Consider the following 11,628-nt stretch of genomic DNA (forward strand, 5'->3'; position numbering starts at 1 on the left):
GTCGGCCGCCCGCGCTCGCCCGTCATTTGACGCTGCCGGCGGCCAGCCCGGCCTTCCAGTGCCGCTGGAGGGCGACGAAGGCGACGATCAGCGGGAGCACGGCGAGGAGCGAGCCGGTGACGACGAGGGGGTAGTAGGACGGCTCGGCGTGGGTGTTGCTGTTCCATGCGTACAGGCCGAGGCTCAGCGGGAAGAGGTGCTGGTCGGAAAGCATGACCAGGGGGAGGAAGAAGTTGTTCCAGATGGCGGTGAACTGGAAGAGGAAGATGGTCACGAAGCCCGGCATGACCATCCGCAGGCCGATGGACCAGAAGATCCGCAACTCGCCCGCGCCGTCCATCCGGGCCGCCTCGACGGCCTCGCCCGGTATGTAGCCGGTGCTGAAGACCCGGGCGAGATAGACGCCGAAGGGGTGCGCGAGGACGGGTATCAGGACGGCCCAGTAGGTGTTGACCAGCCCGGCCTTGCCGGCCAGCAGGTACAGCGGCAGCGCGAGGGCCGTGGTGGGGACCAGCACACCGAGCAGTACGGCCCCGAACAGCCGCTCCTTGCCCGGGAATTCATAGGTGGCGAAGGCGTAGCCGGCGGCCACCGACACCAGCGCCGAGAGCAGGGCGCCGCCGCCCGCGTAGAGCAGGCTGTTGGCGTACCAGCGGAAGTAGATGCCGTCGTGGAAGGACGCCAGACGGGAGAGGTTGCCGCCGAGGTCGAAGCCGTCGAAGGAGAGCGCGTCACCGGCCAGCAGGCCGCCGGCGTCCTTGGTCGCGGCGGTGAGCAGCCAGACGAGGGGGAAGAGCGTGTAGAGGGCGGCCAGGGCGAGGGTGCCGTTGACCGCGCCCTTGGAGAGCCAGCGGCTGCGGGACGGCCGGGCCGCGGCGCGGACGATGCCGCCGCCGGGGGCCGGCCGCGGCCGGCTGCGGTCCGTCAGGGTGGGGGCCATCACGTCGTCCTGCCCTTCTGCCGGGTGCGGGGCGCGCGGTGCGAGAAGCGGGTGACGGCGAAGGAGAGCGCCGCCGCGGCGAGGGCGAGCAGCACGGACGCGGCTGCCGCCAGGCCGTAGTCGTTACGGGTGAACGCCGCGGCGTAGGCGTACATGTTCGGGGTCCAGGAGGAGTTGAGCGCGGCGGCGGAGGCCTGGTTGATGATGAGGGGCTCGGTGAAGAGCTGGAGGGAGCCGATGACGGTGAAGAGCGCGACCAGTACGACCGAGGACCGGATCAGCGGGAGCTTGACCCCTGTCGCGATCCGCCAGGCGCCCGCACCGTCCACCGTCGCGGCCTCGATCACCGACCGGTCGATGGCCTGGAGAGCGGCGTAGAAGATCACCATGTTGTAGCCGAGCCACTCCCACAGCGCGATGTTGACGACCGCGGGCAGCGCGCCGGAGGGGGAGAGGAACGAGAAGGCCGGCCCTCCGGAGCGCAGTGCGCCGATGACCGGGCTGAGCTGCGGGGTGTAGAGGTAGACCCAGACGAGTGCGGCGATGATGCCGGGCACGGCATGCGGCAGGAAGAGCGCGAGCTGGAAGAAGCGCCGGGCCCGTGCCAGCGCCGAGTCCAGCAGCAGTGCCAGCGCCAGGCCCCCCGCCAGCAGCAGCGGGAGGTAGCACGCGCAGTAGCCGGCCAGGACGAGGAAGCCGTCCCGGAAGGCCTGGTCGCCCAGCGCGGAGAGGTAGTTGCCCAGGCCGGTGAAGACTGTCTCCGTACCGCCGAAGCCCAGGCCCGACTGCTTCTCGGTGAACAGGCTCAGCCAGAGCGCGTAGCCGATCGGCAGCACCATCACCACGGTGAACAGCGCGAAGAAGGGCGTCAGCAGGACGCCGACGGCGCGGGCCTTGGCGCTCACCGGCCGGCGACCTTCAGGCCGCGCCGGTGCAGCTCCCGCACGGTCGCGTCCCGGGCGGCCCGTACGGCGTCGGCGAGGGTGCCGTCGCCGTCCGCGGCCTTGCCGAAGGCGTCCTTGAGGGCGGTGTGGGTGGTGCCGCCGGCCGGGCCCCACGTCCAGTGCGGCTCGATGGCGGCGGCGGCGCCGTCGAAGAGCCGGTAGACGTCCTGCCCGCCGTAGAAGCGGGTGTCGAAGGCCTTCGCGGCCACGGGGCGCAGCGGCGCGGCGGCCGGGTAGGCGCTGGACTCGCCGGAGGAGAGTCGGGCCTTGACGGCCTGCGGCGAGGTGGACATCCAGGTCGCGAACCGCACCGCCGCCGCGGCGTGTTCACTGCCCTTGGTGACCGCCCAGGTGGAGCCGCCGAGCATGCCGCCGGCCGGCTTCCCGTCCCAGCTGGGTATCGGGGCGGCGGCCCATTTGCCGCTCTGGTCGGGCACCAGGCCCTTCAGCACGCCCGCGCCCCAGGAGGCGCCGAGGTAGCCGACGGTGTCGCCCTTCTTCAGGGCGCCGGTCCAGGCGGGGCTGAAGGAGGTGGCGCTGTTGACCAGCCCGTCGTCGAGCAGGCCCTGCCAGTAGGCGGTGACCTTCTTGGTGGCCGGGTCGTCGGTGGCGACCTTCCAGGCGTCGCCCCGGGTGGCGAACCACCGCCCGCCCGCCTGCCAGGCCATCGCCTCGAAGGTGGTCGGGTCGTCCGGGAAGAACGTGCCGATCCGGGCGCGCGGGTCGGCCTTCTTCGCCGCGGCGGCCGTGGCCCGGAACTCCTTCCAGGTCCGGGGCACCGTGAGGTGGTGCGCGCGGAAGAAGTCCTTGCGGTAGTAGTACGTCTGCGGGGCGGCGTCGAAGGGCACCGCCCAGTTCCTGCCGCCGAGCGTGGTCAGTTCCAGGGCCTGCGGCAGCAGCTTCTTCTTGAGACCGGCGGTGAGGTACCCGCTGATGTCCTGCAGCGCGCCCTGGCTGACGAATTCCGGGAGCGAGGGGTACTCGATGCTGACGAGGTCGGGTGCGTCGCCGGCCTTCACCGCGTTGGAGATCTTCGCGTAGCCGCCGGCGTTGCCCGAGGGGATCTCTTCGTACTTCACCTTGATGTCGCGGTGGGTGGCGTTGAAGGCCCGCACGGTCTGCTCGGTGCCCTTGGTCCAGCCCCAGTACGTGATCGTCACGGGCCCGCCGTCGCCGCCCGCTCCGTCGCCGCCGCCACCGCAGGCCGCGAGCAGGGCGAGGGCGGTGGCGGCGGCGACGGTCGCGACGGTGGTTCTGCTCCAACTGGGGCTCATGGCAAGGCTCCTGAGTGGACGGCCTGACAGGCGGAAGGGAAGCGCGAAGCGATGGCGGCGATCCTTGGGCCCGTCCTGATCGAAGTCAAGAGCGAATGACTGAATGATCGAAAAAAGAACAAACTAGGAGTGCTCACGACCCGTGGCCCCGGTGGCCTCGGTGGCCTCCACGGCCCCGGCCGCCCCGCAGGAAGCCCGTACCTGCAACCGAGGAAGCAGCGTCAGGTGCCGTCGCGGTGCCGACCCCGTCCCGCCCCCCGCGCCGCCGGCTCCCACCGGGCCCGATCCCCGGCCCAACCGCTCCAGCAGCAACTCGGCCGCCAGTCGCCCCACTTCGCGCTTGGGTGGGGCCACCGCCGTCAGCGGCGTGTCGGCCAGCGCCGCCACCTCGTCGTCGTACGCGATCAGGGCCAGCTCGCCCGGCACCCGTACGCCGAGCTCGGCCAGTCGCTGCACCAGCTGGATCGCGTCCACGTCGTTGTGCACCAGCGCCGCCGACGCCCGCCCCGAGGTCACCGCCGTCCACAGGGCCTGGACGCCGATCTCGAAGCCCTCCGGGTCGCGGTTGACCGGTGCGTCGATCACCGGGTGCGGCCGCTCCAGGCCCAGGGCGCACAGCGCCCGGTCGTAGCCGGCGCGCACCGCCAGCGCCGTCGGGCTGTCCGTACGCGCCACCAGCAGCGGCGCCGGATGGCCCTGCTCGACCAGGTGGCGCAGCGCCAGCAGCACCCCGTGGCCGTGGTCGGACGACACCCGGTCCAGTCCCGCCAGCGGGCCGCCCGGATCGGCCTCGCGCTCCAACAGGACGACGGGCACCGGGAGTTCGGCCAGCCAACCGCCGTGCTCCGCCGGGTCCGCGCGGCCCCGCCAGCCCGGCGCGACCAGCAGCCCCTCGGCACCGGCCGCCAGCAGCCCCTCGGCGCGCGCCCGGTCCTCCGCGGGCCGGTAGTCGGAGATCCGCAGCACCAGTCGCGCCCCGGCCCGCGCCGCCGCCTCGTGCGCGCCGTGGATGACCTCGGAGAAGTAGTACGTGGCCGACGGCGCGAGCAGCCCGATGACGGGGGCCGTGCCGCCGGCGGCCGGCTTCCCCGTGCGCGGCCGGGGCCACGACACCGACCCGTGCGCCCGGTCGACGAGCCCCTTGCGGGTCAGCGCCTCCACATCCCGCCGCACGGTCACCGGCGAGACCCCGAGCCGGGTGGCGAGGTCGGCGATGCGGGCCGTGCCGCTCTCCCGTACCAGGGCCAGTAGGCGGTCGTGGCGTTGCACTGCACTCTCGCGCACGGCGGCAGTCCCCCTCGCATGTGGCGGCCGGGCGGCCGGGCCTCCCGGATGGCCGCCGAGCCTAGATCAGCGGTCCGAAGTTCCTCCACCCCACCCGGTCGAACGCACAGCGATCGATCACTCGATCACTTGTGACGGCCGGTCGGTCTTGACGGTCGACCGCCCGCGGTTGAAGGATTCCCGCGTCGCCCGGCCGCCGCCCACTCCAGGGGGAGCCCATGCCCGACCCGAGCACCGGCCCCGACCCGAGCACCGACCCGGGGGCCGCCCGCGCCCCGTTCCCGCTGCCGGCCGAGGACCGCCGACGCAGCCCGTACACCGGCTGGACGCGCGCCCACTGGGAGGCCGCGGCCGACGCCCTGCTGCGCGCCACCGCCCCGTACGCCTCCCCGCGCCACGCCCTGATCGCCCTCCCCGGTGCCCGCCCCAGCTCCTCCGGCCCCCGCTCGGATGCGCTCGAAGGCTTCGCCCGCACCTTCCTGCTGGCCGCCCTGCGCACGGCGGGCAGCGCCGGACACGCCCCCGCCGCCCGCCTGGAACGCTATGCCGAGGGGCTCGTCGTGGGCACCGAAAACCCCACCACCGAGAGGGCGTTGAGCCGGCGGCGGCCCGACTCCTGGCCTCGTGTCGAGGCGGTCCGCCAGGCCCGCGTGGAAGCCGCCTCCATCGCCCTCGGGCTCCGGCTGACCCGCCCCTGGCTCTGGGACACCCTCGACGACCGGGCCCGCACCCGCCTCGTCGACTGGCTCCTCCCCGCGCTCACGCCGTCCCCCGTGGACAACAACTGGTGGCTCTTCGGCCTCACGGTCGGCGGCTTCCTCCTCGACGCCGGCATCGAGACCGCCCGCGCCCGCGCCGCCGTCGACCGCGCCCTGACCCGCATCGAGGACTGGTACGTGGGCGACGGCTGGTACTCCGACGGCGACAACCGCGCCTTCGACCACTACAACGCCTGGGCCCTGCACTTCTACCCCGTCCTGCACGCCCACCTCAGTGCCGACGAGGAGCTGCTGGCCGTCCACGGTCACCGTCTGCGGGCCCAACTCGACTCCTACACCCGCCTCTTCGACGCCAACGGCGCACCACTCGCCTTCGGCCGTTCCCTCACCTACCGGTTCGCCGCCACCGCGGCCCCCTGGCTGGGCGCGCTCACCGGCCACACCCCGCTCACCCCCGGCGCCACCCGCCGCCTGGCCTCCGGAACGCTGCGCCACTTCGTCGACCACGGCGCGGTGACCGAGGAAGGGCTGCTGCCCCTCGGCTGGTACGGCCCCTACACCCCGATGCTCCAGACCTACTCCGGCCCGGCCTCCCCCTACTGGGCGTCCAAGGGATTCCTCGGCCTGCTCCTGCCCCCCGGCCACCCGGTCTGGACGGACCCCGAGGAGCCCCTCCCCGCCGAGACCCGGAACGCGGCCACACCCCTGGGCCCCACCGGCCTGCTCCTCCACTCCACCGCGTCCGACGGCCTGGTACGGCTCCACAACCACGGCAGCAACTCCACCGGCACCGGCCCCGACCCGTACTACGCCCGCTACGCCTACTCCACCCGCACCGGCCCCACCGCAGACGGCCCCGAGGCCCTCCCCGACAACCACTTCGCGCTGCTCGTCGACGGTCGCCCCACCGCCCGCGGCCCCGCCACGGCGTGCGGCTCGGGCCCCGGCTGGGCCGCCTCCGCCCACACCCCACGTGACGCCGACGGCACCGAACTCCCGGGCATCCGCATCCTGTCCACCACCGCGGTCCACGGCCGCACCGAACTCCGCGCCCATCTGGTCACCGGCGCAGCTCCCGGCACCCCCGTACGCCAGACCGGCTGGGCCACCACCCCCGGCGGCCCCACCGCCCAACTCCATCCCGTCCACGGATTCGCCGGGCCACCCCGGGAAATCCCCACGGGCAGCAGCCCGTTCGGCCCCCGCACCCGCACCGCCGTCCTGGAGGGGACCGTCACCCGGGCCCCCCACGGCGCCCTGTTCCTCTCTCTGGCATCCCTCACCGGGGACCCCGACCCCGCCCCCGTCCACACCCAGGCCACCGCCACCGTCACGGACCACGCGGTCCACCTCACCTGGCACGCCGACGGCACCACCACCGTCCTCCCGCTCGCCCCGGGGAGCGAGCAGCCGCCGGGCCCCGGCGGCGGAGCCTGACAGACCGGCGCCGCCGCGGCCCCTCGACGGCCGGGTCCGAAGCCCCGCCGGGTCCGAAGCCCCGCCGGGCCCCGCCGGGCCCCGCGGGCTCGCGGGCTCACGGCACTAGCGCGGGCCGTACTTCCGCCCCGTGCGGGAGGTGAGTCCCCCCAGCACCCCACGGGGCGCCAGCTTCACGGCGCCCATGAGCGCCTTGTACCGCGGATCGGGAATGGACAGCGACTTCCCCCGCGTCAGATCCTTCATCGCCGCGCCCACCAACTTGTCCGCATCCAGCCACATCCAGTCGGGGATGCTCTCCGTCCCCATCCCGGCCCGCTGATGGAACTCGGTCCGGACGAACCCGGGACACAGCGCCATCAGCCGCACCCCGCTGCCCGCCAGATCCCGCGCCGCGCCCTGCGTGAACTGGACCACCCACGCCTTGCTCGCCCCATACGTCCCCCGCGGCACGAACGCCGCCACCGACGCCACATTGACCACCGCGCCCCGTCGCCGGTCACGCATCCCGCGCACCGCGGCCGAGGTCAGCCGGAGCACCGCCTCGCAGTGCACCTTCAGCATCGTCAGTTCGTCGGCCATCGGCACGTCGAGGTAGTCGCCCTTGTTGCCGAAGCCCGCGTTGTTCACCAGCACGTCCACCGGGTGCCGGGACTCTCCGAGCCGCGTCTCGACGGCCCCGATGCCCTCCTCGGTCGCCAGGTCGGCGACCAGCACCTCCGCCTCGATGCCGTGCCGGTCGTGCAGCTCGGTGGCCTGTTCGCGCAGCCGCTTCTCGTTGCGTGCCACCAGCACCAGGTTGTGGCCGTCGCTCGCGAGCCGTCGGGCGAACGCCGCCCCGATGCCCGCCGTCGCTCCCGTGATCAATGCAGTCGTCATACGGGCACGCTATCCGCCCCCGATGCGCCGCCCCCACCCCGGACGGATGCTCAATCGGCCACCCGCGCCGCCCGTTTCACCTGCTTCAGCGCCTTGGCCCGCGCCTCCGGATGCAGTGCCTCGCCCGCGTCCAGCAGCCGTGGCAGCAGCTCCGGCCGCGTCGTCAGCGCCCGGAACGTCAGGGCGACGGTCACCTCATGACCCGGCCGGTGCGCCACCCGCACCGCGTCCCCGGCGCGGATCTCGCCCGGTTCGAGCACCCGCAGATACGCGCCGGGCACCGCGGCCTGGGTGAAGCGCTTGATCCAGCCGTTCTCACCGAGCCACTCCTGGAACATCCGGCACGGAATGCGCGGCGAGGCCACCTCCAGCAGCAGCCGCGGCCCGACCCGCCAGCGTTCACCGATCAGGGCGCCGGTGACCTCGACGCCGGAGGTGGTGAGGTTCTCGCCGAAGGCGCCGTTGGCCAGGGTGCGGCCCAGCTCGCGCTCCCAGTCGTCCAGGTCCTCGCGGGCATAGGCGTAGACGGCCTGGTCGTCGCCGCCGTGATGGCGGACGTTGACGACCGCGTCCCCGGCGAGCCCGCTCCCGCCGACGCCCTTCGGCCCCGGGGCGTCGACCGCGACCGGGCCGTCGGCCGGCCGCTTGTCGATGCCGGTGGCGCCGGTGTGCGTGTGCGCCGACGGCCCGGGCCGTCCCACATTCACGGTCAGCAGCTGCATGTCGCGCTCCCTACGCCGCACCGTCCGTGGTCGACATCGTGACGCAAGGCCGTCCACGCGGCCACCGCGTCCCCCGTCGCCGCGACCCCGAACCGCCTGGCCGCACCCCAAAGACCGTGGCCGGTTTTTCGCACTCTCCCCAAGTCTCTCTTATGCTTGACTCATGATCGAGGCCCGCCATCTCCGCGTCCTGCGCGCCGTCGCCAGGACCGGCTCCTTCTCGGCCGCCGCCCGGGAACTCGGCTGCACCCAGCCCGCCGTCAGCCAGCAGATGAAGGCCCTGGAGCAGGCGGCCGGCACTCCCCTTCTGCTCCGTACGGGCCGTGAGACCCGGCTGACCCAGGCGGGCGACGCCCTGGTGCGGCACGCCGTCGGCATCCTGGCCGGGCTCACCGCCGCCGAGGAGGAGGTCGCGGCCATCGCGGGACTGCGGGCGGGGCGGGTGCGGCTGGTGTCGTTCCCGTCCGGGAGCTCGACGCTGGTCCCGAGTGCGCTGGCCAAGATGCGCGCCGCGCACCCCGGCACCCGGGTCTCCCTCGTCGAGGCCGAGCCGCCGCGCTCGATCGAGATGCTGCGCAACGGCGACTGCGAGATCGCGCTGGCCTTCCGATATCCGGAGGTGCGCGGCGCGGATCCGGCGGCCGGGGCGGAGTGGGACGACCTGGTCGTCCGGCCGATCCTCAAGGACCGGCTGATCGGGTTGGTGCCGGCCGGTCACCGGCTGGCCGGTGCCGAGGCGGCGGGCTTCGCCGAGCTGGCCGACGAACCGTGGATCGCGGGCTGCCCGCGCTGTCGCGGCCATCTCGTCGAGGTCTGCGAGTCGGCGGGCTTCACGCCCCGAATCGACTTCGCGACGGACGACTATCCGGCGGTGATCGGCCTGGTCGGCGCGGGCCTGGGGGTCGCCGCGCTGCCGGAGCTCACCTTGGCGTCGGTACGTCCCAAGGGGGCGGTGCGGGTGCGGATGGAGCCTGCCGTGCACCGGGAGATCGTCGCCCTCACGCTGCCGGATCTGGCGCGGGTGCCGGCGGTCGCGGCGATGCTCGATCAGCTGGTGGGCGCCGCGGGGGACGAGCGCTGACGCCGTGCGTGGGCCGACAGCGCGCAGGCGTGACGGCCACCGACGGGGCGTCGTACCGGGCCCGTCGGCTCATACAGGGGTGCCGGTTCTGTGCAGGAACGTTTCTCTGGACGTGCTCCGCCCCGGGTGATCAGGTACCGCCCATGCCTGCCCGGCCGGTCAGGGAGGTCGCGGGGATCAGCCGGTGACGGGCCCGGCCCATGAGCTCCTCGCGTTCGTCCTCGGTCAGTCCGCCCCAGACGCCGTAGGGCTCGCGGACCGCCAGAGCATGCGCCGCGCACTCGGCCCGTACCGGGCAGCGCATGCAGACCTCCTTCGCCGATGTCTCACGCGCGCTGCGGGCCGCTCCGCGCTCACCTTCGGGGTGGAAGAAGAGCGAACTGTCCACGCCGCGGCAGGCGGCGAGGAGCTGCCAGTCCCAGAGGTCTGCGTTCGGGCCCGGGAGGCGGGAGAAATCTGCCATTGCTTGTCCCCTCGAAGCGATGCTGATTCGGGCTCGGTGCTCAAGACCGTACATCTACTGTCTAAGTAGATGTAAATATGACTCATTGCGAATCTAGTCGCAGACTCCACGAAAATGGAAGCAAGAGAGCCAAATAGGGCATAGGGTGCACGCGCGGCTGCCGGTCGCACGGTGTGCCGTCTGCGTATCCGCCTCCTCACAGAGCGTGCTGAAGACGGTCATCGAAGCCGTAACTCTTTCGAGTGACCGTCGTTGAGTGTGCGGAGGCGATTGGCAGAGGTAGTCCTCGGGCAGGTGTCCGAGGGCCGTCAATCGCACAGGTGACGATACGTACCAGCCTGGAGGCTCAAGGTGACGCGCATCAGCTGCGGAGGGCGGTCATGACATCCGTCCTCGTCTGCGACGACTCCCCGCTTGCCCGAGAGGCGCTCCGACGGGCGGTTGCGACCGTGCCCGGCGTCGAGCGCGTGACGACCGCGGCCAACGGCGAGGAAGTCCTCCGCCGCTGGGGCGCCGATCGCTCGGACCTGATTCTGATGGACGTGCGGATGCCCGGACTCGGCGGTGTCGAGACCGTGCGCCGACTGCTGTCCGCCGACCCCGGCGCCCGGATCATCATGCTCACGGTGGCCGAGGACCTCGACGGTGTCGCGCTCGCGGTCGCCGCCGGTGCCCGCGGCTATCTGCACAAGGACGCCTCGCGCGCCGAACTGCGGGCGACGGTGACCCAGGCGCTGGCCGACCCGACGTGGCGGCTCGCCCCGCGCCGGCTGCGGTCCGCGGAGATGGGTGCCGCCCCGACGCTGACCGCCCGGGAGATCCAGGTGCTGGAGGGCATGAGTCACGGCCGCTCCAACGCGGAGATCGGGCGTGAGCTGTTTCTCTCCGAGGACACGGTCAAGACCCACGCCCGGCGCCTTTTCAAGAAACTCGGCGCCTCGGACCGCGCGCATGCGGTGGCGCTGGGTTTCCGCTGGGGACTGGTCCGTTAAGGCATTGTGACGTGCAGCGATGCGGGGGCGCGAAGATCCCCGCCCGCCCTGTGGCGGGCGGGGCGGCATGGTGCCCCGCAGCCCGCCGGCGTACGGCGGCGGCCCGTTTCGCGGCGCGGTGCCGCATCCTGGAGGTATGGAGTTCCTCGGGGACGGGTCGGTCGGGCACGAGGGGAGGGCGCAGGAGATGACAGCCGGCGCACCTGCCGCGCATAACGCTTCAGTGCACAAGTACGGCCCTGGTGCCGCGGACCGGGCGGCGTCAAGGCACCATGGACCGATGCGCGATGACGGGAATCAGGAGATCGGCGATCTCGTCGCACGCGCCGTCGAGGGTGATCAGCGGGCCACGCACGACCTTCTGGCCCATGTCCACCCCCTGGCCCTGCGCTACTGCCGTACCCGTCTGTCGCGGCTGCCGGGTGATGCCCGGCACTTCGTCGAGGACCTGGCACAGGAGGTCTGTGTCGCGGTGCTCTGCGCGCTGCCGCGCTACCGCGACACCGGCAAGCCCTTCGAGGCGTTCGTCTTCGCCATCGCCGGCCACAAGGTCGCCGATCTCCAGCGGGCCGCGATGCGGCATCCGGGCAGTACGGCCGTGCCGTCCGACGAGATGCCCGAGCAGCCGGACAACTCCCTGGGCCCCGAGGAGCGGGCGCTGCTGAGCAGCGACGCCGAGTGGGCCAAGAAGCTGCTGGCCAATCTGCCGGAGAACCAGCGTGAGCTGGTGCTGCTGCGGGTCGCCGTGGGCCTGACGGCCGAGGAGACCGGGCAGATGCTCGGGATGTCGCCCGGTGCGGTGCGCGTCGCCCAGCACCGGGCGCTGAGCAGGCTGCGGGCCCTCGCCGAGCAGTAGGGGTGCCCACTCGGCGCGACGCGTTGTCGCCGTAGAA

General features: G+C 73.0%; 11 protein-coding genes. 4 read left to right on the forward strand and 7 right to left on the reverse strand.

Annotation, left to right across the window (positions count from 1 at the left end):
* Nucleotides 1–22: 22 nt before the first annotated feature.
* The 4 genes from ACGFML_RS21595 to ACGFML_RS21610 form a co-directional block, all read right to left on the reverse strand.
* Nucleotides 23–940 (reverse strand): carbohydrate ABC transporter permease, encoded by a 918-nt coding sequence (locus ACGFML_RS21595; RefSeq protein WP_393545949.1) that lies wholly within the window; start codon nt 938–940, stop codon nt 23–25.
* Entirely contained in the window at nt 940–1,845 is a 906-nt protein-coding gene (locus ACGFML_RS21600; RefSeq protein ID WP_393545951.1) for a carbohydrate ABC transporter permease, read from the reverse strand. The genes ACGFML_RS21595 and ACGFML_RS21600 overlap by 1 nt, the downstream gene beginning before the upstream one ends.
* A complete protein-coding gene (locus ACGFML_RS21605; protein ID WP_393545953.1) occupies nt 1,842–3,158 on the reverse strand; it encodes an ABC transporter substrate-binding protein in 1,317 nt (438 codons plus the stop codon). Before ACGFML_RS21605 ends, ACGFML_RS21600 begins: the two co-directional genes overlap by 4 nt.
* Before the next feature lie 123 nt (nt 3,159–3,281).
* Nucleotides 3,282–4,442, reverse strand: coding sequence for a substrate-binding domain-containing protein (locus ACGFML_RS21610; protein WP_393545955.1), 1,161 nt, complete (start codon nt 4,440–4,442; stop codon nt 3,282–3,284).
* Between the two features lie 218 nt (nt 4,443–4,660).
* Between ACGFML_RS21610 and ACGFML_RS21615 the strand changes: the two genes are divergently transcribed.
* The gene (locus ACGFML_RS21615; RefSeq protein ID WP_393545957.1) at nt 4,661–6,598 is read left to right on the forward strand and encodes a DUF2264 domain-containing protein; all 1,938 of its coding nucleotides are present in this window, start codon (nt 4,661–4,663) and stop codon (nt 6,596–6,598) included.
* 105 nt (nt 6,599–6,703) lie between these two features.
* On the opposite strand, the gene ACGFML_RS21620 is transcribed toward ACGFML_RS21615, so the two are convergent.
* Both ACGFML_RS21620 and ACGFML_RS21625 read right to left on the reverse strand, forming a co-directional pair.
* Complete coding sequence (locus ACGFML_RS21620; protein ID WP_393545959.1) at nt 6,704–7,477, reverse strand: SDR family NAD(P)-dependent oxidoreductase; 774 nt, start codon at nt 7,475–7,477, stop codon at nt 6,704–6,706.
* A 50-nt stretch (nt 7,478–7,527) separates the two neighbouring features.
* Entirely contained in the window at nt 7,528–8,199 is a 672-nt protein-coding gene (locus ACGFML_RS21625; RefSeq protein ID WP_393545961.1) for an MOSC domain-containing protein, read from the reverse strand.
* Nucleotides 8,200–8,362: 163 nt separating this feature from the next.
* Between ACGFML_RS21625 and ACGFML_RS21630 the strand changes: the two genes are divergently transcribed.
* Nucleotides 8,363–9,280 carry a LysR family transcriptional regulator gene (locus tag ACGFML_RS21630; RefSeq protein WP_393545963.1) on the forward strand — a complete coding sequence of 306 codons (918 nt, stop codon included), beginning with the start codon at nt 8,363–8,365 and terminating at the stop codon, nt 9,278–9,280.
* Nucleotides 9,281–9,410: 130 nt separating this feature from the next.
* Here ACGFML_RS21630 and ACGFML_RS21635 read toward each other — a convergent pair whose 3' ends face one another.
* Nucleotides 9,411–9,743, reverse strand: a complete 333-nt coding sequence (locus tag ACGFML_RS21635) for a WhiB family transcriptional regulator (protein ID WP_393545964.1) — start codon at nt 9,741–9,743, stop codon at nt 9,411–9,413.
* Between the two features lie 380 nt (nt 9,744–10,123).
* Here ACGFML_RS21635 and ACGFML_RS21640 point away from each other — a divergent pair, with 380 nt between their 5' ends.
* Nucleotides 10,124–10,735, forward strand: a complete 612-nt coding sequence (locus ACGFML_RS21640; RefSeq protein ID WP_003948568.1) for a response regulator transcription factor — start codon at nt 10,124–10,126, stop codon at nt 10,733–10,735.
* Between the two features lie 280 nt (nt 10,736–11,015).
* Nucleotides 11,016–11,591, forward strand: a complete 576-nt coding sequence (locus tag ACGFML_RS21645; RefSeq protein WP_393545966.1) for a sigma-70 family RNA polymerase sigma factor — start codon at nt 11,016–11,018, stop codon at nt 11,589–11,591.
* Nucleotides 11,592–11,628 lie beyond the last annotated feature (37 nt).

The sequence above is a fragment of the Streptomyces sp. NPDC048650 genome (genome assembly GCF_043199095.1).
GTDB lineage: Bacteria > Actinomycetota > Actinomycetes > Streptomycetales > Streptomycetaceae > Streptomyces.